Source organism: Novosphingobium sp. APW14, assembly GCF_032337075.1.
In the GTDB taxonomy this organism is placed as follows: domain Bacteria; phylum Pseudomonadota; class Alphaproteobacteria; order Sphingomonadales; family Sphingomonadaceae; genus Novosphingobium.
This window is the reverse complement of the sequence record NZ_JAVYAB010000005.1, coordinates 123,934-150,170: the sequence shown is the minus strand read 5'-3', so window position 1 is coordinate 150,170 and position 26,237 is coordinate 123,934. Positions and strand designations below refer to the sequence as shown.

At 62.2% G+C, this 26,237-nt stretch carries 26 protein-coding genes; 18 read left to right on the top strand and 8 right to left on the bottom strand.

Features of this window, described 5'->3' with window-relative positions:
* Positions 1 to 29: 29 nt before the first annotated feature.
* The 9 genes from RQP55_RS08410 to RQP55_RS08370 all read left to right on the top strand — a co-directional run bounded on the left by RQP55_RS08410 (position 30) and on the right by RQP55_RS08370 (position 6,504).
* Entirely contained in the window at positions 30 to 203 is a 174-nt protein-coding gene (locus RQP55_RS08410) for a hypothetical protein (RefSeq protein WP_315609740.1), read from the top strand.
* On the top strand, positions 203 to 805 hold the full coding sequence (gene leuD, locus RQP55_RS08405) for a 3-isopropylmalate dehydratase small subunit (RefSeq protein WP_315609739.1): 603 nt from the start codon (positions 203 to 205) through the stop codon (positions 803 to 805). The genes RQP55_RS08410 and leuD overlap by 1 nt, the downstream gene beginning before the upstream one ends.
* Positions 802 to 1,800 (top strand): NADPH:quinone oxidoreductase family protein, encoded by a 999-nt coding sequence (locus tag RQP55_RS08400; protein WP_315609738.1) that lies wholly within the window; start codon positions 802 to 804, stop codon positions 1,798 to 1,800. The genes leuD and RQP55_RS08400 overlap by 4 nt, the downstream gene beginning before the upstream one ends.
* Before the next feature lie 35 nt (positions 1,801 to 1,835).
* Positions 1,836 to 2,330, top strand: coding sequence for a cytochrome c (locus RQP55_RS08395; RefSeq protein WP_315609737.1), 495 nt, complete (start codon positions 1,836 to 1,838; stop codon positions 2,328 to 2,330).
* Positions 2,331 to 2,361: 31 nt separating this feature from the next.
* Entirely contained in the window at positions 2,362 to 2,679 is a 318-nt protein-coding gene (locus RQP55_RS08390; RefSeq protein WP_315609736.1) for a DUF1476 domain-containing protein, read from the top strand.
* A gap of 12 nt (positions 2,680 to 2,691) precedes the next feature.
* On the top strand, positions 2,692 to 2,925 hold the full coding sequence (locus tag RQP55_RS08385; RefSeq protein WP_315609735.1) for a BolA family transcriptional regulator: 234 nt from the start codon (positions 2,692 to 2,694) through the stop codon (positions 2,923 to 2,925).
* Positions 2,926 to 2,947: 22 nt separating this feature from the next.
* The gene (grxD, locus tag RQP55_RS08380) at positions 2,948 to 3,292 is read left to right on the top strand and encodes a Grx4 family monothiol glutaredoxin (RefSeq protein ID WP_315609734.1); all 345 of its coding nucleotides are present in this window, start codon (positions 2,948 to 2,950) and stop codon (positions 3,290 to 3,292) included.
* A gap of 310 nt (positions 3,293 to 3,602) precedes the next feature.
* Positions 3,603 to 4,403, top strand: a complete 801-nt coding sequence (locus tag RQP55_RS08375) for an NUDIX hydrolase (protein ID WP_315609733.1) — start codon at positions 3,603 to 3,605, stop codon at positions 4,401 to 4,403.
* A 124-nt stretch (positions 4,404 to 4,527) separates the two neighbouring features.
* Positions 4,528 to 6,504, top strand: a complete 1,977-nt coding sequence (locus tag RQP55_RS08370; RefSeq protein WP_315609732.1) for an HWE histidine kinase domain-containing protein — start codon at positions 4,528 to 4,530, stop codon at positions 6,502 to 6,504.
* A 26-nt stretch (positions 6,505 to 6,530) separates the two neighbouring features.
* Here the strand turns inward: RQP55_RS08370 and RQP55_RS08365 are convergent, their stop codons facing one another.
* The gene (locus RQP55_RS08365) at positions 6,531 to 7,433 is read right to left on the bottom strand and encodes a LysR family transcriptional regulator (RefSeq protein ID WP_315609731.1); all 903 of its coding nucleotides are present in this window, start codon (positions 7,431 to 7,433) and stop codon (positions 6,531 to 6,533) included.
* 89 nt (positions 7,434 to 7,522) lie between these two features.
* Here RQP55_RS08365 and RQP55_RS08360 point away from each other — a divergent pair, with 89 nt between their 5' ends.
* From RQP55_RS08360 to mmsB, 5 genes are read left to right on the top strand one after another with little or no spacing between them, the layout of a single operon-like run.
* The gene (locus RQP55_RS08360; RefSeq protein ID WP_315609730.1) at positions 7,523 to 9,022 is read left to right on the top strand and encodes a CoA-acylating methylmalonate-semialdehyde dehydrogenase; all 1,500 of its coding nucleotides are present in this window, start codon (positions 7,523 to 7,525) and stop codon (positions 9,020 to 9,022) included.
* 3 nt (positions 9,023 to 9,025) lie between these two features.
* The gene (locus RQP55_RS08355) at positions 9,026 to 10,171 is read left to right on the top strand and encodes an acyl-CoA dehydrogenase family protein (protein ID WP_315609729.1); all 1,146 of its coding nucleotides are present in this window, start codon (positions 9,026 to 9,028) and stop codon (positions 10,169 to 10,171) included.
* Positions 10,168 to 11,211: an enoyl-CoA hydratase/isomerase family protein gene (locus tag RQP55_RS08350; RefSeq protein ID WP_315609728.1), complete on the top strand. Its 1,044-nt coding sequence runs from the start codon at positions 10,168 to 10,170 to the stop codon at positions 11,209 to 11,211. Before RQP55_RS08355 ends, RQP55_RS08350 begins: the two co-directional genes overlap by 4 nt.
* Positions 11,208 to 11,990, top strand: coding sequence for an enoyl-CoA hydratase-related protein (locus RQP55_RS08345; protein WP_315609727.1), 783 nt, complete (start codon positions 11,208 to 11,210; stop codon positions 11,988 to 11,990). Before RQP55_RS08350 ends, RQP55_RS08345 begins: the two co-directional genes overlap by 4 nt.
* Positions 11,917 to 12,861, top strand: coding sequence for a 3-hydroxyisobutyrate dehydrogenase (gene mmsB, locus RQP55_RS08340; RefSeq protein ID WP_315609793.1), 945 nt, complete (start codon positions 11,917 to 11,919; stop codon positions 12,859 to 12,861). Before RQP55_RS08345 ends, mmsB begins: the two co-directional genes overlap by 74 nt.
* A gap of 51 nt (positions 12,862 to 12,912) precedes the next feature.
* Here the strand turns inward: mmsB and RQP55_RS08335 are convergent, their stop codons facing one another.
* Together RQP55_RS08335 and RQP55_RS08330 are read right to left on the bottom strand one after the other, a co-directional pair.
* Positions 12,913 to 14,313: a HAMP domain-containing sensor histidine kinase gene (locus tag RQP55_RS08335; RefSeq protein ID WP_315609726.1), complete on the bottom strand. Its 1,401-nt coding sequence runs from the start codon at positions 14,311 to 14,313 to the stop codon at positions 12,913 to 12,915.
* Positions 14,310 to 15,014 carry a response regulator transcription factor gene (locus tag RQP55_RS08330; RefSeq protein WP_315609725.1) on the bottom strand — a complete coding sequence of 235 codons (705 nt, stop codon included), beginning with the start codon at positions 15,012 to 15,014 and terminating at the stop codon, positions 14,310 to 14,312. The genes RQP55_RS08335 and RQP55_RS08330 overlap by 4 nt, the downstream gene beginning before the upstream one ends.
* A 346-nt stretch (positions 15,015 to 15,360) precedes the next feature.
* Between RQP55_RS08330 and RQP55_RS08325 the strand changes: the two genes are divergently transcribed.
* The 3 genes from RQP55_RS08325 (at position 15,361) to RQP55_RS08315 (ending at position 17,265) form a co-directional block, all read left to right on the top strand.
* Positions 15,361 to 15,891, top strand: a complete 531-nt coding sequence (locus RQP55_RS08325; protein ID WP_315609724.1) for a hypothetical protein — start codon at positions 15,361 to 15,363, stop codon at positions 15,889 to 15,891.
* Positions 15,892 to 16,055: 164 nt separating this feature from the next.
* Entirely contained in the window at positions 16,056 to 16,760 is a 705-nt protein-coding gene (locus RQP55_RS08320; RefSeq protein WP_315609723.1) for a DsbA family protein, read from the top strand.
* Positions 16,761 to 16,944: 184 nt separating this feature from the next.
* Positions 16,945 to 17,265: a hypothetical protein gene (locus tag RQP55_RS08315; RefSeq protein WP_315609722.1), complete on the top strand. Its 321-nt coding sequence runs from the start codon at positions 16,945 to 16,947 to the stop codon at positions 17,263 to 17,265.
* Between the two features lie 78 nt (positions 17,266 to 17,343).
* On the opposite strand, the gene RQP55_RS08310 is transcribed toward RQP55_RS08315, so the two are convergent.
* The 5 genes from RQP55_RS08310 to RQP55_RS08290 all read right to left on the bottom strand — a co-directional run bounded on the left by RQP55_RS08310 (position 17,344) and on the right by RQP55_RS08290 (position 24,087).
* A complete protein-coding gene (locus tag RQP55_RS08310) occupies positions 17,344 to 18,174 on the bottom strand; it encodes a 23S rRNA (adenine(2030)-N(6))-methyltransferase RlmJ (protein ID WP_315609721.1) in 831 nt (276 codons plus the stop codon).
* 291 nt (positions 18,175 to 18,465) lie between these two features.
* Positions 18,466 to 20,331 carry an AMP-binding protein gene (locus tag RQP55_RS08305; protein WP_315609720.1) on the bottom strand — a complete coding sequence of 622 codons (1,866 nt, stop codon included), beginning with the start codon at positions 20,329 to 20,331 and terminating at the stop codon, positions 18,466 to 18,468.
* 13 nt (positions 20,332 to 20,344) lie between these two features.
* On the bottom strand, positions 20,345 to 20,845 hold the full coding sequence (locus RQP55_RS08300) for a GNAT family N-acetyltransferase (protein WP_315609719.1): 501 nt from the start codon (positions 20,843 to 20,845) through the stop codon (positions 20,345 to 20,347).
* Positions 20,846 to 20,941: 96 nt separating this feature from the next.
* Positions 20,942 to 22,624 carry an MFS transporter gene (locus RQP55_RS08295; RefSeq protein WP_315609718.1) on the bottom strand — a complete coding sequence of 561 codons (1,683 nt, stop codon included), beginning with the start codon at positions 22,622 to 22,624 and terminating at the stop codon, positions 20,942 to 20,944.
* A gap of 23 nt (positions 22,625 to 22,647) precedes the next feature.
* Complete coding sequence (locus RQP55_RS08290; protein ID WP_315609717.1) at positions 22,648 to 24,087, bottom strand: DcaP family trimeric outer membrane transporter; 1,440 nt, start codon at positions 24,085 to 24,087, stop codon at positions 22,648 to 22,650.
* Between the two features lie 199 nt (positions 24,088 to 24,286).
* On the opposite strand from RQP55_RS08290, the gene acs reads away from it, so the two are divergent.
* Positions 24,287 to 26,230 carry an acetate--CoA ligase gene (gene acs / locus RQP55_RS08285; protein ID WP_315609716.1) on the top strand — a complete coding sequence of 648 codons (1,944 nt, stop codon included), beginning with the start codon at positions 24,287 to 24,289 and terminating at the stop codon, positions 26,228 to 26,230.
* Positions 26,231 to 26,237: the final 7 nt, after the last annotated feature.

Sequence of the window (26,237 nt, the reverse complement as noted above, 5' to 3'; positions counted from 1 at the left end):
GAGTGCCGCATAGCCCACATAGGAAAGCCATGAGCGACAAGAACGACAAGTCCGACAAGAACGGCTCCAGCTGGACCGGCAAGGCCGCACTCGCCGGCGCAGCAATCGGCTCCGCCGCAATTGCCGCGGCGCTGCTGTACGCCTCGCGCCGCAAGGAAGCGGCGAGCAATGCCAAGCCGAACGAGGCGCCGGAGACGGACTGATGGAACCGATCAAGCAGGTTGAAGGTCGCGCCATCCCGTTTGGGCGCAAGAATGTCGATACCGACATCATCGTCCCGGCCAAATGGCTGAAGACCATCACGCGCGAAGGCTTGGGCCAGGGCGCTTTTGAAGCACTGCGCCAGGATCCGGATAACCTGTTTGACTGCGCCGAATTCAAGGGCTCGCCAATCCTGATCGCTGGCGACAATTTTGGCTGCGGCTCCAGCCGTGAACATGCTGCCTGGGCCCTGCTCGACCTGGGCATCACCTGCGTGATCGCGCCCAGTTTCTCGGACATCTTCTCCGGCAACGCCTTCAAGAACGGCATCCTCACCGTGGTCCTGCCGCAGGATCAGGTCGACCGGCTGCTGGAAGTGGCCAAGACCGATCCAATCGCGATTGATCTGGAAACCCAAACAGTCACAACCCCCTTCCAGGATCGCTTCCGCTTTGAAATCGATCCGTTCCGCAAGCACTGCCTTCTTAACGGCTTAGATGAGGTTGGCCTGACCCTGGCGCGCGATGCGGCGATCAGCACCTATGAACAAGAACACCGCGCGCAGCTGCCCTGGCTGGCCGCGGGAACGGGAGTAGCAGCATGAAGGCCCTTCGCAGCCACGCCATTGGCGGACCGGAATCCCTGACCCTTGACGAGCTGGAAAGCCCGGTCCCCGGCCCCGGCCAGGTGCGGATCAAGGTTAAGGCCTGCTCGATCAACTATCCCGACGTGCTGATCATCAAGGACATGTACCAGTTCAAGCCGGCGCGCCCCTTTGCCCCGGGCGGCGAGCTGGCCGGCGTGGTCGACGCGGTTGGTGAGGGCGTAACACAGTGGAAAGCTGGCGACCGTGTCATTGCCATGATGGGCAACGGCGGCCTCGCCACCGAAGTTCTGGCCGATGCAGCGCGGCTGTTTCCGCTGCCCGATGGCGTCTCGTTCGAGACCGGCGCATCGTTGTTGATGACCTATGGCACCAACATGCACGGCCTGCTTGATCGCGGCCATCTGAAGGCAGGCGATACCCTGCTGGTGCTGGGTGCGGCCGGCGGCGTCGGCCTCTCGGCCGTCGAACTGGGCAAGGCCTATGGCGCAAAGGTCATTGCCGCCGTTTCAACCGAAGAAAAGGCCCAGGTCGCGCGCGAACACGGCGCGGACGAGGTCGTGATCTATCCCCGCGCGCCGTTCGACAAGGACCAGTCCAAGGCTCTCGCCGAGGCGTTCAAGGCCGCTTGCGGCCCAGAAGGCGCCAACGTGATCTACGATATCGTCGGCGGTGACTATTCCGAGCCGGCGCTACGCTCGATCGCCTGGGAAGGCCGGTTCTGCGTGGTTGGCTTCCCGGCGGGGATCGCCAAGATGCCGCTCAACCTGACCCTGCTGAAAAGCTGCGACATCTGCGGCGTGTTCTGGGGCGCATTCACCGCGCGCGATCCCAAGGCCAATGCCAAGCATATCGCCACGCTGTTTGACCTGCTTAAGGCCGGCAAGATCAACCCGCGCGTTTCCGCCACTTTCCCGCTGGAGCGCGGGGGCGAGGCGATTGCCTTGCTGGAATCACGTGCGGCCATCGGCAAGGTCGTGGTAACAATGGACTGAAGGCCGGCACTGCGGCCAGGATTGGGAGACGTGCGATGAAGACAGCCCGGATCATAGCCCTAGCCGCGATTGCCACCACAGCCTTTGCCGTTCAGGCCGAAAGCAAGCCCGCGAAGCCAGCCGCAGTCGCGGCACCAACCGCGGAAGAGATTGTCGCGGCGCGACAATCAGCCATGGTCATGTCCGTCGGTGCGACCAGTGCCATGCGGTCTGCCGCGGCCAATGGCGCCCCGGTCAAGAACCTGGCCTTTGTTGCCAATGGCGTGGCCAAATGGGGCGCAGTGCTGCCGGCGATGTTCGCCCCCAGCACCGCCAAGGTGCCGAGCCGCGCCAAGCCGGAAATCTGGACCGACCAGGCTGGTTTTGCCGCCAAGGCCAAGGACTTTGCCGATGCAACCGCAGCGCTGGCTGCTGCAGCAAAGGCCGATGACAAGGACGCATTCGCCGCTGCCCTTGCCAGCACCAACGCAGCATGCAAGGGCTGCCACGATTCCTTCCAGGCGCCCCCGCCCGCCGCCAAGGCAGGTTGAACGGGCGCCAGCCGAACCGACAGGAGCCAACATGACCGATTTCAAAGACCGCGAGCGCGCCGAAGAAGCCAAGTTTGCGATGGATGAGGACACCCAGTTCCGCGTCACCGCGCGCCGCAACCGCCTGCTCGGCCAATGGGCAGCCGAACAGATGGGGCTCTCCGCTGTTGAAGCCGAAGCCTATGCCAAGGCCGTGGTTCAGGCTGACTTCGAAGAAGCCGGCGACGAGGACGTGATCCGCAAGTTGCTGGGCGATCTGACCAGTGCTGGCGTTGAAGTTTCGGAAGGCGATATCCGCGCCGCGTTGGAGGCCAAGCTGGTCGAAGCCCGCCGCGCTCTGCTCGGCTGATTGGAACCGCCCATGCCCATGCCCGCAGCCGAAATCGAGGCGATTATCCGCGCCGCCCTGCCCGATGCGCAAATCACGCTGACCGACCTGGCCGGTGACAACGATCACTGGGCAGCCCACGTCGTCTCGTCAGCCTTCGCCGGCAAGCCGCGCGTGGCCCAGCATAAGTTGGTCTATGCCGCATTCGGCGGCCGGATGGGCGGCGAGCTTCACGCCTTGCAACTGACCACCGCCGTCCCCAACTGACGCGGCGAGGAGTTTTCACACCATGTCCGATACCCCCACCGATCCAACCGGCGCCCGTCTCGCCGAAATCGTCAATTCCAATGATGTCGTACTGTTCATGAAGGGCACGCCGCTGTTTCCGCAGTGCGGTTTTTCAAGCCGCGCCGTCGCTATTCTTGAGCGTCTCGGCGTTCCCTTCGAAGGCGTCGATGTGCTGCAGGACATGGAAATCCGCCAGGGCATCAAAGCTTTTTCCGACTGGCCGACGATCCCCCAACTTTATGTGAAGGGCGAATTCATCGGTGGTAGCGACATCATGATGGAAATGTATGAAGCCGGCGAATTGCAACAGCTTGTTGCCGACGCAGGCATTACCCCCGCCGTCTGAGCGGTCATGACCTTACAGAAAAAGGGGCGCTCCTGCGGGGCGCCCTTTTTTGTGGCCTAGCTTTTCAGGATTGGCTCGGGGAGGCGGAGCCGCGGAGACTGACACGGCCCCGCCTCATTCGAGACTGCTCTGGGGGTAGCATAATCCATGCAGATGCCGTGCCAATTAATGCAGGCCCAGTAAATCCGCCGGTCCTGGCGGCTAACAGCGCGTTAACCGTGGCGTGGACCGTAAACTCTTCCGACAGGTGATCAGTCCCTGAATAAAACCCGCTTGGCAAAGCTGGGCGGGACAGGCACGATCCCGATCGATGAGTCTGGAACTTGAATATGACGAGAGCGGTGAAGACCCGCCCGCCACCCCCGCTGCCACGCTGGTGATCTTCCGTCGCGACGCTGCCGGCGGTGCCCCGCAGATCCTGATGGTCGAACGCTCCACCGCGATGAAGTTTGCAGGTGGCGCCGCGGTGTTCCCTGGTGGCCGGGTCGATGATGCCGATCGCGAACTGGCCATCGCGCTAGGCGGTTCCGACGAGGATGCCATCGATGAGTTAGCCGCGAGAATCGCCGCCGTGCGCGAAACGCTTGAGGAAACCGGTCTGGTTGTTGGCATTCGCCAACGCCCAACGCTGGAAGAAGCGCGCCGTGCCCGAGAAATCCTGCTGGCTGAAGGCTTGCTGGAACGCGCCCTCACCGCAATGGGGTGGGAACTTGATCTCGACGCTCTGGTGCCCTTCGCCCGTTGGCGGCCAAAACATCGCCATTTGCGGGTTTACGACACCCGTTTTTACATGGCCGACTTGGGCACTGGCGCGGTCGATCTGCTTGTCGATGCGACGGAAAACACGCGGCTGTTCTGGACTGGCGCTGCAGAAGCACTTGATCATGCCGACAATGGCCGGATCAGTGTCATTTTCCCAACCCGACGCAACCTTGAGCGGCTGGCTCAATTTGGCAGCTTTGACGAGGCGGTAGCCCATGTCGAACGATACCCAAGCCGGATGATCACCCCCTTCGTTACCGAGGAAAATGGCGCGAAGTGGCTGCGCATTCCAGGCGACGCCGGCTATCCGGTGACTGGCGAAGTACTCGAAAGCGCATCGCGCGGTTGACGCAAAAGCAAAAGCTCACCGCAAATTTTGGCCGCTTGTGTGACAGGCCGGATCAGCCCCGATCCACTCGCCCCCAACGCCGCTATCTGTTAGAGTGCTGACAGGTTCTCTTCAGGGGGCAGGAATGCGGTCAAAGCAAGGGATCATTCCAAGCCTTGCCGCCAGCCCCGGGGCTGCAATGCTGATACTTGGCATTGCCTATACCGCACTTGCTTGGCTTGGCCTGCAATGGGCCGCAGTGATGGGGGCAGGTAGCCCGGTCTGGCCGGCTTCAGGCCTGGCCTTGGGCGGGCTCTTATTAGGTGGGATACGGCTTTGGCCCGCGATCCTTGTGGGCCGGCTTGCCGCAGGCTGGCTTGCAGGCAGTCAGCAGCCACTGTGGGCGGAATTCATATTGGCCGCCGCCAATACGCTGGCGGTTGTCCTGCCGCTTCTACTTGCTCGGCAACGCGCCGCCCTCAAGCCGGCCTTGCACGACCTTCCGGGGCTGCTGAGCTATCTGTTTTGGGGTTGTTTTGTAGGGGCTTTGATTGCGGCAACACTCGGCACTGCAGCGCTCGCGCTTTCGTCGGGGTTGGCACTGGGAGACGTGCTGGCAACCTTCTCGAACTGGATCGTAGCTTACTTTGTCGGCGCAATCTTGATCGGTCCAATGCTGCTGTCATGGCTGACCCCCGGTCCTCGACTAACACCGTTTGACCAACTCCATCTCGTAATCGTTCTGCTATTCACCGCAGCGCTTTCCGGCCTTTTCCTGCTACCACCCGATCAAGCCTTTCTACGAACCTGGCACGTGTTTCCCGTGCTGGTCTGGGCAGCACTTGCATTCGAACTGCGCGGCGCGACCATTGCCGTATCCATCGTTGCCGTAGCTGCGATATGGGCTGCCGATCAGGGCCTTGGCCCAATGACGGCAATGGCGTTCATCGGGACTGGCCAGATTTCCCTTGTCCAGCAATTCATCGCCATCACAGCACTTACTATTCTGGCACTCGCTGTAGTCGCTGATGAGCGTCGCGCCAAAAATGCCCTTGCTGATCGGGGCCGTTTGCTGCGGCTGGCAGAGGAGGAGGCCAGGGCCCGCGCAGAAGAACTTGAGGTCGTCCTTGCGGCTGCACCCGTAGCGATTTGGGTCGCCCGGGATTCCGAATGCAAAGAGATCATTGGAAATGCCACCTCGGCCAGGTTGCTGCGTCTGCCTGGCCCAGAAGAGAACATGTCCAAGTCTGTCGGAGAAAATCCGGCAGTCGGCCATTTCACCATTTTTGATGCCATGGGCCACGAACTGGCGCCTCACGAATTGCCGGTACAGCGGGCCGCGCAGGGTGAAGTGGTCAACGATTTTGAGGAACGGATCGTCTTTGCCGATGGCTCGGCCATAAGCCTGCTTGGCAACGCAACACCGCTGTTTAACAAAGACGGCCAATTGCGCGGCGCGGTTGCCGCATTCATCGACATTACAGAGCGCAAAGCAGCGGAATCTCGCGAACACCTGCTGGCCCGCGAAGTCGATCACCGAGCCAAAAACATTATGGCCGTTATCCAGGCCATCGTACAATTGACCGAAGCCGATGGCATCGCGAATTTTCGAAAGGCGATTAGCGGGCGGATTGGCAGTCTGGCGCGGTCACATACCATTCTGGCCGACAACCGCTGGGACGGCGCCGAGTTGCGCGAACTGATCGAGGAAGAGCTGGCCCCTTATCTGCCGCACCAGGCTGCGGCGTCACGCCGCGTTGTCCTGGCTGGGCCGCGGCTCAAGTTGAACCCAATGGCGGCCCAATCAATTGCCCTGATCATCCATGAGCTGATCACCAACGCCCTCAAGCATGGCTCATTATCGCAGGCAGAGGGGCAACTTAGGGTCGAATGGCAGGTCGAACCTTCTGCTTCAAAACAACGCTTTATTCTGCACTGGATCGAGTGCGGTGGCCCGACTATTGCTGCGCCCGGCACGGCCGGCTTTGGCCTTTCGCTAATTGAAACCATGGCCCGCGACCAGCTTTACGGTTCGATCGAACCCGCGTGGAACCCGGAAGGCCTCACCGTAAGACTGACGATCCCCGTGGGCGACCTGTTTCAGGCACCCACCTTCGCCTGATTACCATCAGAACCGATAATCCAGACCTAGTCTGGCAGCAGAAGCGTGCGATGCCGCTGCACGATGTCCAGGATCCAGTCGCGACCGGCCCTGACCCGGGCAAGTTGATGGGTATCCTTGTGCGTCACCAGCCAGAACGACCGGATAATCCGGCGATCCGACAGGACCGGCACCAGGCTCGGGTCGGCATCGCCCATGAAGCACGGCAGGACGCCAATCCCTGCCCCGGCAGCGATCAAGTGGTGCTGGGCATTGATGCTCGATGAGCGGACCGTCGGGGCAAGACCGGCCTGGACTTCGTCCAGATACCGAAGCTCGGGTGCATAGAGCAGATCAGGGATGTAGCCGATCAGCCCATGCCCCTTCAACAGGTCAGCCGGCCCCAGCGGCGTGCCCGCACCGTCCAGGTAGGTCTGGCTGGCGTAAAGCTGCAGGCTGTAATCGCTCAGCTTGCGGGCGATGACGGGCCCTGCCTTTGGCCGTGACAACATCACAGCGATGTCCGCCTCACGCTTCGACAGGCTCAGGAAACCGCTGCTGGCAACCAGGTCAAGCGTCAACGCGGGATGCGCGCGGACAAAGCCGGGCACGTGTGCGGCCAGAAACCAGCTCCCGAAACCTTCTGAGGCGCTGATCCGCAGCGTGCCCGTCAGCTGGCCGGCAGCGCGCGGCCGTGAGGGTTCACCAATCGCCATCGCCGCCTGGGCCATCGCCTCGACCTTGACCATCAGCGCTTCGCCCGCCTCGGTCATGACCTGCCCTTCGCGGGTTTGCTCAAACAATGCGGCCCCAAGGCGCGCTTCCAGCCGCCGCAGCCGCCGACTGGTTGTGGTCGGGTCTATGCCCAGCGCAGCACCGGCACGGGCCATCTGCCCGGCCCGCGCAATGGCCAGAAATACCTGCAAATCGCTCCAGTCTGTGCCCTGCATATTTGCAGGTTGTAACTGGAAATTTGGGCATTGTCTGCATGTCTGTCGAGGCGCATGGCAATGCAAACAGATTCGAGAGGAATCCTGCCATGCGCCAGATTGACCATTTCATCGCCGGTGGCACCAGCGGCCTCGCCGCCGCCCGCAAGGCCCCGGTTTATGACCCCAACAGCGGGGAAGTGCAGGCCGAAGTCGTGCTGGGCAGCCAGGACGCGCTCGACCGCGCCGTGGCCGCCGCGCAGGCCGCGCAGCCCGCCTGGGCCGCCACCAACCCGCAGCGCCGCGCCCGCGTTATGTTCAACTTCAAGTCGCTGGTCGAAGCCAATATCGACGAGCTGGCCGAAATCCTGTCGAGCGAACACGGCAAGGTGCTGGCTGACAGCAAGGGTGACATCCAGCGCGGCTTGGAAGTGGTCGAATTCTGCTGCGGCATCCCCCACGCACTGAAGGGCGAATATACGCAGGGCGCAGGTCCGGGGATCGACGTCTTCTCGATGCGCCAGCCGCTGGGGATTGGCGCGGGCATTACCCCGTTCAACTTCCCGGCGATGATCCCGCTGTGGATGGGCGCGGTCGCCATGGCGACGGGCAATGCCTTTATCCTGAAGCCGAGTGAACGGGATCCCTCGGTGCCGATGCGCCTCGCTGAACTGTGGCTTGAAGCCGGCCTGCCTGAGGGCATCTTCCAGGTTGTCCACGGTGACAAGGAAATGGTCGATGCGATCCTCGACCACCCGGCAATCAGCGCCGTCAGCTTCGTCGGCTCGTCCGACATCGCCCACTATGTTTATAACCGCGGCGTTGCCGCCGGGAAGCGCGTCCAGGCGATGGGCGGTGCCAAGAACCACGGCATTGTCATGCCTGACGCAGATCTCGACCAGGTGGTCACGGACCTCGCTGGCGCCGCCTTCGGCTCGGCGGGCGAACGCTGCATGGCGCTCCCGGTGGTGGTGCCGGTGGGCGATGACACGGCCGAACGGCTCAAGGCCAAGCTGATCCCGGCGATCGAAGCCTTGAAGCTGGGCGTCTCGACCGATCCCGAAGCCCATTACGGACCCGTCGTGACCGCGCAGCACAAAGCCAACATCGAGCGCTGGATCCAGACCTGCGTGGATGAAGGTGGCGAGCTGGTGATCGATGGCCGCGGCTTCACGCTGCAGGGCCATGAAAACGGCTTCTTCGTCGGACCGACGCTGTTCGACCGGGTAACCCCGGGCATGAGCAGCTATCACAACGAAATCTTTGGTCCGGTCCTGCAGATGGTCCGCGCCAAGGACTTCGAGGAAGCGCTGAGCCTGCCGAGCAAGCACCAGTATGGCAACGGCGTCGCCATCTTCACCCGCAATGGCCACGCCGCCCGTGAATTCGCCGCGCGGGTCAATGTCGGCATGGTCGGCATCAACGTGCCAATCCCGGTGCCAGTGGCATACCACACATTTGGCGGGTGGAAGCGCTCTGCCTTTGGCGATACCAACCAGCACGGCATGGAAGGCGTGAAGTTCTGGACCAAGGTCAAGACCGTCACCGCCCGCTGGCCCGATGGCTCGCCCGATGGGGGCAATGCCTTCGTCATTCCGACCATGGGTTAAGCGATGACCGACCAGTTTGCACTGACCGAAGACCAGCTCGCCATCCAGGATATGGCGCAGAAGTTCACGGCTGACCGGATCACGCCTTTCGCCGCAGGGTGGGACGAGGACCATCACTATCCGGTCGACGTGTGGAAGGCCGCCGGTGAACTGGGCTTTGGCGCGATCTATGTCTCTGAAGAAAGCGGCGGGATCGGCCTTGGCCGGCTCGAAGCGGCGCTGATCATGGAAGCCATGGCCTATGGCTGCCCGGCGACCAGCGCCTATATCTCGATCCACAACATGGCCGCCTGGATGATCGATTGCTTCGGCAGCTCCGAATTGAAGGCGCGTTATCTGCCGGGGCTGGTCTCGATGGAACAGATCGCCTCGTACTGCCTGACCGAACCGGGCTCCGGCTCGGACGCGGCGGCGCTCAAGACCACGGCGCGGCTCGACGGGGATCACTATGTGATCAACGGCACCAAGCAGTTCATTTCGGGCGGCGGGGTGAATGACATCTACGTCTGCATGGTCCGCACCAGCGAAAATGGCGCCAAGGGCATCTCCTGCCTGGTGGTAGAGAAAGACACGCCCGGCCTCTCGTTCGGCGCGCCGGAAAAAAAGCTGGGCTGGAACGCCTCTCCCACCGCGCAGGTGATCTTCGAGGATTGCCGCGTGCCGGTGGCCAACCGCGTCGGCGCCGAGGGCGAAGGCTTCCGCTTTGCCATGGCGGGCCTGGATGGCGGCCGCCTCAACATCGGTGCCTGCTCGCTAGGCGGAGCGCAGCGCTGCCTGGATGAGGCGATCACGTACACCAAAGAGCGCCAGCAATTCGGCCAGCCCGTGGCCGATTTCCAGAACACCCAGTTCATGCTGGCCGACATGGCGACCGATCTGGAGGCTGCGCGCGCGCTGCTTTACCTCGCCGCCGCCAAGGTCAACGCCAATGCGCCGGACAAAAGCCGCTTCTCGGCCATGGCCAAGCGCCTCGCCACCGACAACGGCAGCAAGATCGTCAACGACGCGCTGCAGCTGTTTGGCGGCTATGGCTATCTAAAGGACTATCCAATCGAACGCTTCTGGCGCGACCTGCGCGTCCATTCGATTCTGGAAGGGACCAACCAGGTGATGCGCATGATCGTCGGCCGGGACCTGCTGCGGCAATGACCGACGAGGTAATCATCCGCCGCGAGGGCTCCGCCGGGTTCCTCTCGCTCAACCGCCCACAGGCGATCCATGCGCTGACGCTGCCGATGGTTCACGCCATGACCAAGGCGCTGCTCGAATGGCGTGACGACCCGGAGATCAAGGCGGTGATCATCGATCATGCCGAGGGCCGCGGGTTCTGCTCCGGCGGGGATATCGCCTTCCTGCGCAATTCGGCACTGAACGATGGCGGCACCTCGGGCCGCAAGTTCTTCCATGACGAATACCAGCTCAACCACCTGATCTTCACTTACGAAAAGCCGGTCGTGGCTTTCATGGACGGGATCACCATGGGCGGCGGCGTGGGGATCTCTCAACCCGCGCGCTTCCACGTTGCGACCGAGAACACCCGCTATGCCATGCCCGAAACCGGGATCGGCCTGTTCCCTGATGTCGGCGGCGGATGGTACCTTTCGCGCCTGCCGGGCCGGATCGGCCAGTTCCTGGCGCTAACCGGCGCGCGACTGGACGGGGCCGAGTGCAAGTGGGCGGGCCTTGCCACCCATTACCTGCCCCACGATACGCTGGCCGAGGCCAAGGAGCGGATCGCCTGCGGGCACGAGCCCGGCCAGGTTCTCTCCGCGCTGGCCATCACCCCTCCCCCGGCGAAGATCGAGGCCAATGCCGCCGCGATTGCCAAGCACTTCGCCTCGGACCGCTACGAGGATGTGCTCGCCAGCCTGGAAGGTGATGACAGCGAATGGGCGGCCAAGGAGCTCGCCACGCTGCGCACCAAATCGCCTCAAACCTGCAAGGTGGCGCTGCGCCAGCTGCATGACAGTCTGGCTTGCGCGGATTTCGCCGCCAACATGGTGATGGAATACCGGGTCGCCAGCCGAGTCCTGACTCGCCCCGACTTTGCCGAAGGCGTGCGCGCGGTGATCGTCGACAAGGACAACAGCCCGCGGTGGAACCCGGCCACGCCCGAAGGTGTGTCAAACGAACTAATCGACAGCATTTTTGCGCCGTTATCGGCCGACGAGGAATGGAAACCGCTATGAGCTATGAAAGCATCCAGGTTGAACAGCGCGGCGCCGTGACGTTGATCACGCTGAACCGCCCGCAGGCGCGTAATGCGCTGAACTCGTCGGTCCTAGAAGAGCTGATCGACGCCTTCGCCAAGTTCGAGGCTGATGCCTCGCAGGGCTGCGCCGTGCTGACCGGTGCGGGCGAAAAGGCCTTTGCCGCCGGCGCCGACATCAAGGAGATGGCCGACAAGCCGGCCGCCGAATTCTTCGCGCAGGACTTCTTCAGCCGCTGGACGAGCCACCTCGTCAAGACCACCCGCAAGCCGTGGATCGCGGCGGTCAATGGCTTTGCCCTGGGCGGCGGCTGCGAACTGGCGATGATGGCTGACTTTATCATCGCCAGCGAAAACGCCAAGTTTGGCCAGCCCGAAATCAAGCTGGGCGTGGCCCCCGGCATGGGCGGCAGCCAGCGCCTGACCCGCGCTATCGGCAAGGCCAAGGCCATGGAAATGTGCCTGACCGGACGGATGATGGGGGCCGAAGAGGCTGAGCGCTCTGGCCTGGTCGCCCGCGTGGTGCCACTCGCCAGCCTGGTCGATGAGGCGCTCAAGACCGCTGCCGAGATTGCCGCGATGCCGCCGCTGGCCGCCATCGCCAACAAGGAAATGGTCAACGCCGCCTTCGAAACCACGCTCGATCAGGGTCTGCTGATCGAACGACGGATTTTCCAGGTGCTGACTGCAACAGAGGACAAGGCCGAAGGCATGGCCGCCTTCATCGAGAAACGTCCGGGCGTCTGGAAGGGCAAGTAAGATGAAAATCGCCTTCGTCGGCCTGGGCAACATGGGCGGCGGCATGGCCGCCAACCTGGTGAAGGCGGGGCATAACGTCCATGCCTTCGATCTCAGTGCCGAAGCGACCGCGCGGGCCACCGGCAATGGCTGCGCCGTTTTTCCGACCGTGGCCGAGGCGGTGCAGGACGTCGATGCCGTGGTCTCGATGCTGCCCAACGGCAAGATCGTGGAGAGCGTCTATACCGCCGACGTCATCGGTCAGGCTCCGGCCGGCGCGCTGCTGCTCGATTGCTCGACCATTGATGTGGACACGGCACGCAAGGTTGCATCTGCCGCCGGGGCCGCTGGCCATTCCATGGTCGATGCGCCGGTTTCGGGCGGGATCGCTGCGGCCAATGGCGGCACGTTGACCTTCATGGTCGGTGGCACCAACGATGCCTTCAAGCGCGCCGAACCGATCCTTGCCGCTATGGCCAAAGCCGTGATCCACGCCGGTGCCAGCGGCGCAGGCCAGGCTGCCAAAATCTGCAACAACATGATCCTGGGCGCGACAATGATTGCCACCTGCGAGGCCTTTGCCCTGGCAGGCAAGCTTGGGCTGGACCTGCAGACCTTCTACGACATCTCGTCAAAGGCCTCGGGCCAATCGTGGTCGATGACCTCCTATTGCCCGGTCCCCGGTGTTGGCCCGCAAAGTCCTGCCGATAACGGCTACCAGGGCGGGTTCGCCGCAGCATTGATGCTCAAGGACCTCAAACTCGCGCTCGAGGCCGCGCAAAGCGTGGGCGCGAATGTCCCGATGGGCACCCGCGCCGAAGAACTTTATGAGGCCTTTGCAGCTGCCGGCAACGGCGGCGTGGATTTTTCGGGGATCATCAATACGCTTTGAGCCCAGCGCCGGATTGGCAGGGTGCCCGCCAGCCGGCTTGCGCCCTGCGCTTCAGGCCCGAATGGCAAGAACGAACTCGGTCTGCCCATGCGCGTTCGTGTGCGCTTGAACCGAACCATGGTGCAGCAGAGCGATTTCTCGCGCAATATAGAGCCCAAGGCCGCGCCCGTCTGACAAGGCGTTGCTGCCTCGCACGCCGCGCTCAAAAAGCTGCCGATCGGGCGTAAATGCTTCAGCCGGCCAATTGACAACGCGGATCTCGATTTCGCCACTGGCAGCGGCATGTTCGATCGTCACGCCCGTCTTCCTGCCTGGAGCCGAATGCTTGATTGCATTGTCGATCAAGTTCCGAACCGCCAGGCGCAGCAGCACTGGATCGGCTTCGGCGTAAACTGGCGCTAAGGGGCTCACCAAGTCGATCTGGTCTTCCCAATCGAGGCCGGCATCACCGCTGGCGAGCTCGCAAATCGACCCGATATCGGTCATCACCAAACGCGATTCCGATTTTCGTTCCAGCACGCTGGCGCCGACAATCGCATTCGTCAGGCTTAGCACGATCTTATCGATGATAGCCTGTAAACGGCGTCCGGTCGCGCCATCACTGCTGTCCAATTCGACCGTCATCATTGCATGCTGCAGCGCGGCCTGGGCGTTGTTGAGTGGTTGCCGCACTTCATGGATCAGCACTTCCAGCAAGGATTGCTTCTCGCGCGCCAGGCTTGCCATTTCGCGGGCATGCGCTTCGGCCTGCCTGGCCAGGCGCGATTCCTTGCGCTGGCGCAGATTGCTGACGGCAATGATCCGGTTCAAGCGGTCCGTCAGCATGGAGATCAGGCAAATGTGGGAAATGATAATATAAGTCAGAGCGGTAATCAGGTTGATTTGCGCCGGTCCTCGCTCTGAAAAGATGACGCCGCCAGCTTGGACGCCAAGTCCCCGAAGCGCCGCAATTGCCGAAAACACCGCGATCAGCGCAGTTGAAGCGACAAACAGGTTGCGTCCACGCAAGCGCTTCCAGCGCGGTTCGGCAAAGCAGATCCAGGCCTGCCAGCCCAACAGGAACGACAGGCTTAGCCCTACGCTGGCAAACGCCAGGTTGAGATTGTCTGAAATGTCATCCAGCAGCGCGCAGGTCAGCTGGAACATCATCAGCGCGGCTCCAGCCAGCGCCACCCGAAGCCGCTCACGCCGCCGAACGAGTGCGGCAATCTTGAACAGGTTGGTCAGCGACATCAGGGTGGCCGGCAAGATGCTCTCCACCGGGCTGCTCAAGCTTCCCTCGAAGGACAGACGTAACGTAGCCGCCCCCAAACCAAACAGGTTCCCGACGATCCACAGGCGCGCGCCATCCCACACCCTATCGGTGCGCAAGAGCAGCAGGCCGACCGCAAACGAGACGTTAACGATGCAAACCACCCACAGCGCGGTTTGAATATCGATGCTATCGATCACGCGATGCCGACCACGCTCATCGGGGAGGAGAGCGCATAGCCCTTACCGTGCAAGGTCAGGACCGGAGATATCTTGCCGGTACGGGTTTCAATCTTGCGACGCAGGCGAAACATTGCTGCATCCAGATTACGATCATCCGCGCTGGGGGCAACTTGCGCAGTCTTCGCCAAATCCGATCGGTTGCAACCCTTTTCGCCATACTGCGCGAGCACGGCCAGGATGCGCTGCTCAAGCTGGCCGAGCTTGATCACATCGCCGGACGGAGTCATCAGGGCGCCTGCAGTCAGATTGAGGATCCAACCCGCAGCTGCGGGAGGGGCTTTTTCACCAAGCCTGCGGCTCAACGAGGCAATCGCCTGCGCCAGTTGATCCGCGCGCACAGGCTTGTTGATGAACATATCAGCACCGGCGGCCAGCGCCGTAGTGAAGGCATCCGGTCCCATTCGTCCGCTGACCACGATAATGCCGGCTTCGCCACTGGCACGGATCATCGAAACCAGATCGATCCCATCAAGGCCAGGCAGCATCAGGTCAACGAGGAAGATGTCGCAGCAAAGTGCCTCTGGCTCTGCCAAGAATTCCTGCGGAGAAATATATCCCCTGACGCGATGCCCTACCGCGGCAAGATAGCGCTCAACGAAGCGAGTGAACTCCTCGTCATCGTCAATTACAGCAATATCATGACGCGATGTCGGGTTCATAAATTGGCCATTTAATCAAAGCATTGCACCTGCACCAACTCACCAGAACAACGTCCTTCGCTTGAATTGGCGATGGCAAGGCGGAGCCTCGTGAATCCTAATATGATGGGCAAGCGAGAGGCAACCTATACTTTCATAGACTGCGATAGTTTCGGATAGTGACGACTTTTAACCTCCCGCAAACTACTCATCATAATACGATTCCTTTATGATAAGTATCAATGCGTATTTTAATCATTTTATGATGTCTATACCCGGATTGTGATCTGTGTTGCGCAAGCAAGGCAAATCGACGGCATTCTGCCGGGCGCCCTAGCGCCGCCACTGTTCACAAATGAGGCTCAAAATGACCCGTATCATGATGACTGCAGCTGCTCTCGCAGCTTCGCTTGCCGCCCTGCCCAGCGCAGCATACGCCACCAGCTTCTCGTGCAAGTGCGATGCGAATTTCGCACCGACCGTCGCGACCGGCGCGCTTAACAAGGACGGCAACAACTTCACCTGCCAAGACACCTGGACTGACAACAGCACCGGTCACGACACCGGCGGCTACAACAGCAATGTCAAGTTCTCATTCCCCGATGCCGTGGTCAACGGTTCGACCACCAACGTGAAGTTCGCAGCGCGCAATCTGCCGGGCGAGTGCCTGATGATCGCCAGCGATGCAGTCAACTCGCACAAGGAATGGCAAGGTCTGCGCTGCGACGACAGCAACCAGAATGTTAATGGGTTCGACTTCACGTCGTCCGGCAACGGCCTCTCGACCATTGCTGGCCAGCTGAACACCACCAACAAGGCCAATCAGTTCGTGGCCTTCTATAAGGACAAGACCAGCACCGAGCACCACCTCGCTGCGGTTTGCGCTGAAAAGAAGTAAGCGATTGCACGCGTGCAGGCTGCCCATCGGGGCAGCCTGCACCGTTAGGCCGCGTTTAACAGCGGGGCAGTTCCCAGCTATCCGCGCTCATCAAGACAGACAGGAACCCAAAAATGGCGCTTCTCCGCCCGATTAAAGTGACCCTGGCTGGCTGCGCCTTGGGCATGCTGGCTGCTTCGGCGATGGCCGCGCCCCCTGCACCAGCGGCACCGCCCCCTCCGGCCTCCGTTCAGCTTGATCGCGCTCAGATTGAAGGCCTGATCCGGGCATACCTGCTGGATAATCCCGAAATCATCCCAGAAGCCATGCAGCGGCTGGAAGAACGTCAACGTAACGAAAGCGTTGCTGAGCTGCGGGCTCAATTGGAAAAGCCCTTCGAAGGTGCATGGATTGGCAATCCGGAAGCCGATGTCGTTGTGGTCGAGTTCTTTGACTATGCGTGCGGCTATTGCCGCCGAATGGCTGGCGATATCGAGCGGCTTGTTGCGGAAGATTCCAAGGTCAAGATCGTATTTCGTGAGTTCCCGATCCTCGGCCCAGGCAGCGTTGAGGCGGCACGGACAGCCCTCCAGGCGGCTCGATCAGGTGGCTATACCCAGTTTCACCGCGACATTTTCGCCGCCGGTCCGCTAACCAAGGCGAGCCTTCAAAAGGTCGCCAAGAAAGGCAAGATTAAGTTGCCCAAGGACATGACGGCGCTTGATGCCGAGTTGTCGGCTAACCGTCGGATGGCAAGGCAACTGGGAATCAATGGCACACCCGCCTTCATCATTGCTGGCCGATTTGTAAGCGGGGCGATCGGCTATGATGGCCTCAAAGAACAAGTCGCAGCAGCGCGCGCTGCAGCAGCTAAGGCTGCACCAAAGTAAAACCAGGTTGGGCCAACCGCCAAAGGCAACCTGGCGAACTGGCTGCCGTTCCGAAGGGGGCACTGACCAACCTGTCAGTTAAAATTGAAGTGATGCGCCCTAAAGCCAGCGGTCAATCAGACCAAATTGGCCAAGCCCCGGCCGACTGGTGGTTTGCAGCCTTAGATCTGCTAGGGGTGTCCGCATGACCAAGATCCACAGGCTTTCCGGCATCGTCGACGTCGACGGATTTCAATATGAGTGGGAGCTGCGGAGCGAGCCGCAATGGAGCGAGCGTGAAGGCTGGAAAGGCATGACCGTCGCCTTGCTGCGCAAGCAGACCCAACGCGGAGCCTTGCTGGAATTCCCCGCGCCGAAACGCTTGATGAAGGGTATGCAGCGGGGCCGCCTCCAGATTGGCGACGCAATCGTAATCAGGGGTGTTCAGGCAGCGTTGCAAGCTGGCTGGGATCCGTCTTCCCGCGGAAAGCCGATGGTTTTCGAAGTCGATGCTGACGGCACCTAGGCGCATGCCGCCATGCCGGAACATGTATGCGCCCCAGCCATTTCACCTCTTTGAACAAGCCGACGATTAGATTTTACTTCAATCGTTTAGCCAATCGGCTGTAATCTCGCCGCTATGCCCCTCGGGCGCCAGCGCGGCGCGCAGGGCTTCCAGCAGAGGCGGCAGCGACTGCGTGAAGGCATAGGGCGGGTTGACGATAAAAAGACCGGCGCCGTTATAGATGCCGGGCTGATCGCTATCGTACAGCCAATGCTCCACGCACAGCATTTTCGGGATGCCGAGCTTGCGCAATTGCTCTTTCCACCGCGAATGAGTGGTGCGGTCTTTCAGCGGATACCAGACCACCGTCACCCCATGCGCCCATTTGCGGTGGGCCGCCCCAAGGGTCGCGGTAATCCGCGCGCGTTCATCGGTCTGCTCATACGGCGGATCGACCACAACCACGCCGCGAGGCGTGCGGGTCGGCAGCATCGCCAGCCAGAATTCGTAGGCGTCGCGCTGATGCACGGCGGCAGTCGTGCCGCGCATCGCGCCGCGCAGAGCACGGACATCTTCGGGATGCTTTTCGTTCAAGATCAGGGAATCTTGCGGACGCAGCAGCTGCGCCAGGAACCGCGGCGAGCCAGGGTAAAGTTGCGGTTCAGCCCCGACATTCACGGCCCGGACGGCGGCACGGTAATCGTTCAGCAAGGGGCTCTGGTCGGCAAAGGCCCGCACCACGCCCTGCGTGGACTCGCCAGTGCGTTGGGCATCAGCGCCAGCAAGATCATACAGCCCGCAGCCGGCATGGGTGTCGATCAAGGTCAGCGCGCTCTGCTTGTGCTGCAAGGCGCGCACAAGTGCGATCAGCAGGCTGTGCTTCACAACATCGGCGCTGTTGCCGGCATGGAAGGAATGACGATAGTTCATTATGACTCAATACCCTGGCGAACTGCCTCTGCATGAGCGGCAGGGCGCGCAAGCCGAGCGCCAGCCTTCCGAAGCAAGCAAACCACAGCCCGTATAGAGTCAGGCAAAAACCTTCAAAGCACTTCTGCGAGAGTTGGCCGAGCAAGAGGCCTTCCGAACACGGTGGGAGCCTTGGCTGGGATGCTGGGCTGGCGCGCCATGCAGAATGAAGATCAGAACAAATTTGAGGTAATGATTTTGATCTAGCCCAGCCTTTGGCGCGGGTGACCGGCCCCCACTGAGTGGTCCGTGCTAACCCCTGATCGCCGCCAGCAGCAGCTCGGGCACTGCCGGGTCCTCGATGGTCGGTGGAGTATCGAAGCGCTCGCCGTTGATGATCTTGCGCAGAAGGTTGCGCAGGATCTTGCCTGAGCGCGTCTTGGGCAATTGCGGAACGACATAAGCCGTCTTGAGCGCAGATACGGCACCCAGCTCTGCCCGGACCGCCGCAATAACCGCATCGTGAAGCGCCGCCGGGTCGTTCATCCCGGCCCTGGCAACGACGAAGGCCACTGGCACCATGCCCTTGATCGCATCGTCCGCGCCAATCACTGCGCATTCGGCAACACCGTCCTGGCTGGCGACGATCTGTTCCATCTGACCGGTCGACAGGCGGTGCCCGGCTACGTTGATGATGTCGTCGGTCCGGCCCATGATGTGCAGGAAACCTTCGTCATCGAAATACCCGGCATCGCCGGTTTCGTAGCGGCCGGGGAACGAGGCGAAGTTCTTCGCAAAGCCGGCGGGATTGTTCCACAGGCTGCGGAACGCGCCCGGCGCCAGCGGCTCGCGGATTGCCACGGCGCCGCTCTCCCCTGCAGGGACGGGCTGCCCATCCTCGCCCAGGATCGCGAATTCGTAGCCCGGTACGGGAAAGCCCGCGCTGCCGCGTTTGCGGCGCAGGTCCCCCAGGCCAAAGCAGCTTGCGACCCCGGGCCAGCCCAGTTCGGTCTGCCACCAGTGGTCGATCACGGGCAGGTCGCTTTGCTCTTCCAGCCAGGCGATGGTGTCGGGATCGGCGCGTTCGCCCGCCAGGAAGATCACCCGGCAATCCCCTGTGCCAATCTCCTTCAGGAAGCTGGCCTCCGGGTCTTCCTTGCGCACCGCGCGAATAGCCGTTGGTGCAGTGAAGAACGTCTTGACGCAGTGGCGGCTCATCACCCGCCAGAAGGTGCCTGGATCGGGCGTACCAATCGGCTTGCCTTCGAACAGGATCGTCGTTGCGCCGGCCAGCAGCGGGCCATAGACAATGTAACTGTGGCCGACGACCCAGCCCACATCGCTGGCCGCCCAAAACGGATCGCCGGCGCCGATGCCGTAGATGTTGGCCATTGACCAGGCCAGCGCGACCGCATGGCCGCCATTCTCGCGGACCACGCCCTTGGGCATGCCGGTCGTGCCTGAGGTGTACAGGATGTAAAGCGGATCGTCCGCCGCCAGTTCGGCGCACGGCGGAGTGGGATCAGTTTCGGTGGAGGCGAGCAGTTCTGCCCAGTCGTGCGCCGATCCCAGGTCTGCCACGGCCTGTTCGCGCTGAAGCAGGATCACGCTGTCCACCTGGTGCTGGGACAGGTCCAGCGCGGCATCGACCATTGGCTTGTAGGTGATCACCCTACTGCCTTCGATCCCGCAACTGGCGGTCAGCAGGACGCGGGGCGTGGCATCATCGATCCGCTTGGCCAGTTCCAGCGGGGCGAAGCCGCCAAAAACGACCGAATGGATCGCCCCCAGCCGCGCGCAGGCTAGCATGGCGAAGACCGTTTCGGGGATCATCGGCATGTAAATGATCACCCGGTCGCCCGTGGTAATGCCCTGCGCCACCAGCATGGCGGCGACACGGCCAACTTCGTGTTGCAGTTCGGCATAGGTGTACCGGCGCAGGGAACCTGTGACCGGGCTGTCATAGACCAGGGCCAGTGCGTCGCCGCGCCCGGCGGCAACGTGGCGGTCCAAGCAATTGTACGCGGTGTTGAGCGTGCCCCCTGCAAACCATCCACGCGCTTCGTCCCAGACGCGCTGCGGCGGCTTGATCCAGTCGATCGCCTCGGCCGCCCGCGACCAGAAGGCGTCACGGTTGTCGATGCTGTCGCGCCAGGCGCGCTGATAGGCCTCGCTCAAACTCCGCCTCCCGTTATCTGAAGGTTTTGGAAAGGATTACCAGGCCGGGTTCTCCATCAAATGGCTCCGGCGTAAAGCCCTTTTCGCGCTCAAGTTCGATGGCGGCGTGATTGTCGCGGCTTTCGATCGCGATCACCTGGCGCAGATTGCGCGCCTGGGCCTCGCGCCCAAGGAAATCGAGCAGCGCCCAGCCGACGCCCTTGCCCTTGTAATCGCTGCGGATCGAAACGGCGACCTCGCCGGTATCCATTGCCTTGTCGCAGGCGAGCAGCGCAGACCCGACAAGCAGCCCATTGGCCTTGTCGAAGGCGAGGAAGCTCTCGGACTGATAGTGATCGGCGTGAATCAGCGGGCTAAGTTGATCGTGACTGACGTGTTCGGCCGCTGCCAGGAAGCGGAACCGGCGGTCCTCGTCGGTGACCCGATCGAAAAATGCCGCAAGTGCGGCTTCGTCTGCTTCGCAGGCAGCACGCACATCAAGCAGAATGCCGGACCGGGTGTTGAGCTGGGTCATCATGGGATCCTCTATCAGTAGTTGCTGCGTGCTTGGCTGTGCAGAGCGCGCCGCGCCTTGATCGGGGTCAAGACGCGGCGCCTCTCTGGGGATCGATCAGTCGTCGATGTTCTTCCTGAAGGTTTCAGGCAGGAACAGCAGGCCGACGATCAGGGTCAGGCCAGCCACTACGATCGGATACCACAGGCCGTAGTAGATATCGCCGGTCGCCGCGACCATCGCGAAGGCAGTGGTCGGCAGGAAACCGCCGAACCAGCCATTGCCGATGTGATAGGGCAGCGACATCGAGGTGTAGCGGATCCGGCTGGGGAACAGCTCCACCAGCAGGGCGGCGATCGGGCCATAGACCATGGTGACCAGCAGGACGAGATAGAACAGCAGCGCAACGGTGAGCGGCTTGTTGATCTGGTCCGGATTGGCCTTGGCCGGATAGCCGGCGGCAGCCAGCGCAGCCTTGACCTCGGTGGTGAAGGCCTTGATCGCAGCCTTGCGCTCATCACCCGTCACCTGGGCCGGATCGGGCGCGGTGAAGGTCTTGTCGCCAATCTTGATCTGGGCGACCGTGCCGGCCGGAGCCTCTTGCGAAGTGTAGCTGACCGCCGACTTGGCAAGCAGCGCCTTGGCAATGTCGCAGCTCTTGCTGTCGAACTTGTTCTTCCCGACCGGATCGAACTGCAGCGAGCATTCGGCATCGTTAGTCACCACGGTGACCGGTGCACTGACCTGGGCCGCGGCCAGCTGCGGGTTCACCGCAGAGGTCAAGGCCTTGAAGGTGGGGAAGTAGGTCAGCACCGCCAGCGCGCAGCCAGCCATGATGATCCCCTTGCGCCCAATCTTGTCCGACAACCAGCCAAAGAAGACAAAGAATGGCGTGCCGAGTGCCAGTGCAACCGCGGTCAGGATGTTGGTGGTGGCCCCATCGACCATCAGGGTCTTTTCAAGAAAGAACAGGGCATAGAACTGGCCCGTGTACCAAACCACTGCCTGCCCGGCGACGGCACCCAGCAGAGCGATCAGCACCCACTTGGCGTTCTTCCACTGGCCGAAGGCTTCGGTCAACGGTGCCTTCGAAGTGGTCCCTTCCTCCTTCATCTTCTGGAAGACCGGGCTTTCGTTCAGTTGCAGGCGGATCCACATCGAAACCGCCAGCAGGATGATCGAAACCAGGAACGGCACGCGCCAGCCCCAGTCCTTAAAGGCTTCCTCGCCCACCAGATAGCGCGTGCCGATCACCACCAGCAGCGCCGCAAACAGGCCAAGTGTGGCCGTCGTCTGGATGAAGCTGGTGTAGAGACCGCGCTTGTTGTTAGGGGCATGCTCGGCCACGTATGTTGCCGCGCCGCCATATTCGCCGCCCAGCGCAAGGCCCTGAATCAGGCGCATGACAAGCAGCAGGATCGGGGCGGTCACGCCGATCGAGGCGTAGTTGGGCAGAGCGCCGACCACGAAGGTCGAAAGGCCCATTAGCCCCATAGTGACCAGGAAGGTGTTCTTGCGACCGACCATGTCGCCAATCCGCCCGAAAACCAGCGCGCCGAACGGCCGCACGGCAAAACCGGCGGCGAAGGCGGCCAGCGCAAAGATGAAGCCGGTCGTCTCGTTAACGCCAGAAAAGAACTGGGCGGAAATGATCGTGGCGAGCAGGCCGTAAAGATAGAAATCGTACCATTCGAACACCGTGCCGAGCGAACTGGCGGCAATCACCAGCTTCTCGTCCTGGGTTGCTTGATGGTGCTTTGGCAGGGCGGCCACCTCGGCCGCGCTGTTCTGGAACTCCATAATCCCTCTCCCTTCGTTATCCTTTAAAAGCTGTACTTGGCGACCACATCGAGGCGGTCGGTCGATCCGTTCGCACCGCTCACCAGCTCGCGCTGGCCGTAGCGGTATTCGATCCCCAGATCGATGTTCTTGACCGGCGAGTAGAACAGGTTGCCGGCAATGCTCCAGGCTTGCTTGTTGAAACCGGAAATGGTCGCTGCAACCAGGTTGTCGGAATAGTCGACTGACTGGAACGCGCCCATCAGGTTGGCCCGCACGCCCGGTGCCAGCGGCACGCGGAGCGCGCCGATCACTGCCAGCAGGCCAACCGATTCAAGTCGGTTGGTTGCGGGCACAAAGACCGCGTCAGGCGCGAAGTTCAGGCCCACGTAGCGGCCGATGTTGTGGCCATAGGTGATCATGATCCGGGCATCGCCGGTCTTCGCATCGTTGAGGAACAGCTTGCCCCCCGCGCTGATCCCGAACCCGCCGGTCTTGGCGCCCAGTCCGGCATTCTCAACCCGCACCTGGCGAACCAGCCCGGCCAGCGACAGTTCGCCGCGCTTGCCGGCCCATGCCAGGCGGGCGGCGACATCGGGCAGACGGTCATCGCCGTTCTCGGTCAACGTAGGCGAGCCGCTGTTCGCAGTGCCGCTTTCCGGATTCTCCAACGACAGGTGCAGCGTGGTGCCCGTGCCGACCGGCGCGCTATAGCGGATCAGCGGTTGCCGGACGAAGACCGTGCCTTCTGCCCCGCCAACGTAGTCGGTGCTCTCCGGGAGCGCCCCGGTGTACTGGAAGGTCGACCAATCCTGGCCGAAGGTCCAGCGGTCAACCTGCATGTAACCGCGGCGCAGCGCCGGGTTATAGCCATTGGTGGTGCGCTGCGATCCCTGCGTGCCGGGGGCGGTCTGGAAGTCGAATTCCAGATAGCCCTTGACCACGTGGTCCGAAATGCTGGTGTCAAGATTGAGCCAGAAGCGCGATTGCTTGGCCGTGAAATCGGTATCGTGCGCTGCCGGGGCGCCGCCAGTGGGGATCGCCTGGGGCAGGTAGAAATCGCGACCCAGCGAATTGGTTGCCACCTCGCCATCGCTGAACCGCGTGCTCGACCCGATCAGCTTGATGTAGCCGCCCAGGCGGACCTGGGTGTTGCCCGACTTGAAGCCATCGGCGACTGGCGCGGGGGCGGGTGCCGGCTTAGCTTCGACCACAGCGATCCGGCGCGTGGCATCGGCGGCCTGGCTTTCTGCGGTCCGGGCGCGGGCCTCAGCATCGGCGGCGCGCTGCTTCAACTGTTCGTTTTCGGCCTTCGCCGCGTCAAGATCGCCGCGCAGGCTGTTCAGCAGGCCTTCCAGCCGGTCCAGCCGCGCTTCGACCGATGCCGCCGGCCTGGCGGACGACTTGGCCAGTGCAGCCTGTGGTGAAATCAACGCCGATGCGGCCAGCAATCCGCCGATCAGCGCCCCCCCACCCTTCTTCATTGCACCCTCTCCTCCAATGCAGCCCAAGGTCGGACCTCGGGTCATTGGAACAATGCGGGCTATCCCGGTCGGGCAGCAGAGCGATCATGGTCTGATCTCTACGACCATGGTCTATGCTCGCATCGCGCAGCAGCTTTGGCTAGTAATCGTCCAAACGGCTCCGCGGCGGGAGCCAGGGCAGGAGTGAGGAATCTTGGGAATGGGCGAAGCAATCTATCCTGTGCCGCAGCAATGGGCCGATACCGCGCTGGTCGACGATGGTCGGTACCAGGAAATGTACCGTGCCTCGGTCGAACAGCCGGATGCATTCTGGCGCGCCGAAGCCCAGCGGCTGGACTGGATCAAGCCCTTCACGCGGGTTAAGGAAACCAGCTATCACGCCGCGGATTTTGGCATCAAATGGTTTGCCGACGGGACCCTCAACCTGTCCGCCAACGCGCTTGACCGGCACCTGGCGGAACAGAGCGATACCACCGCGATCATCTGGGAGCCGGACAGCCCAGATGAGCCTGCCCGCCACATCACCTATCGCGAACTGCATGCCGAGACCTGCCGCTTTGCGAACCTTCTGAAGGCTCGCGGCGTCAAGAAGGGCGACCGAGTCACCATCTACCTGCCGATGGTGCCGGAAGCTGCCGTGGCTATGCTGGCCTGCGCCCGGATCGGCGCGATCCATTCGATCGTGTTCGGCGGTTTCAGCCCGGATTCTCTCGCCAGCCGGATTCAGGACTGCGATAGCACCGTGGTGCTGACCGCAGACGAAGGGCTGCGTGGTGGCAAGGCCGTGCCGCTCAAGGTCAATGTCGATGAAGCCCTGACCAAGGTCAGCTCGGTCGATACCGTGATCGTGCTGAAGCGGACCGGGGCAGCCGTGCCGATGGTGGCCGGCCGCGATGTCGACTGGCACGAAGGTTGCGCCGTCCAGAGCGACCACTGCGAACCGGAGGAGATGAGCGCGGAAGACCCGCTGTTCATCCTCTATACCTCGGGTTCGACGGGCAAACCGAAGGGCGTGCTTCACACCACGGGCGGTTACGGCGTCTGGGCATCGATGACGCACCAGTACGTGTTCGATTACCGCCCCGGACAGGTCTACTGGTGCACGGCCGATGTGGGCTGGGTCACCGGCCACAGCTACATCGTCTATGGCCCGCTGATCAACGGCGCCACCACCCTGATGTTCGAAGGTGTGCCCAACTATCCCGATCCAAGCCGGTTCTGGCAGGTGATCGACAAGCACCAGGTCGAAATCTTCTATACGGCACCCACCGCGCTGCGCGCACTGATGCGCGAAGGCGATGATTTCGTGAAGCGGACCAGCCGCTCCAGCCTGCGCCTGTTGGGCTCGGTGGGCGAACCGATCAATCCCGAAGCCTGGGAATGGTATCACCGCGTAGTTGGCGATGGTCGCTGCCCGATTGTTGACACCTGGTGGCAAACCGAAACCGGCGGGGTGCTGATCAGCCCGCTGCCCGGCGCCACCGCCCTGAAGCCCGGTTCGGCAACCAAGCCGTTTTTCGGGGTTCAGCCGATGCTGGTCGACAACGATGGCGTCGAGATCCACGGCCCGGGCGAGGGCTGCCTGGTGATCAAGGACAGCTGGCCCGGCCAGATGCGCACCGTTTGGGGCGATCACGACCGCTTCTTCCAGACCTATTTCAGCACGTTCAAGGGGCTGTACTTCACCGGCGATGGCTGTCGCCGCGACGAGGACGGCTATTACTGGATCACCGGGCGGATCGACGACGTGATCAACGTGTCCGGGCACCGCATGGGCACGGCCGAGATCGAAAGCGCGCTGGTGGCCCATGCCAAAGTGGCCGAGGCCGCCGTGGTTAGCATGCCGCACGATATCAAGGGACAGGGCATCTATGCCTTCGTCACCACCAATGCCGATGTTGAGCCGGACGAAGCCCTGCGCAAGGAACTGGTCGCCTGGGTCCGGCACGAAATCGGCCCGATTGCCACGCCCGACGTGATCCAGTTCGCACCTGGTCTGCCCAAGACCCGTTCGGGCAAGATCATGCGCCGGATCCTGCGCAAGATCGGCGAGAACGACATCGGCAACCTGGGCGACACATCGACGCTTGCCGACCCGTCGGTGGTCGATCATCTTCTGGCCAACCGGCCGGGCGCCAACTGAGCGAGGA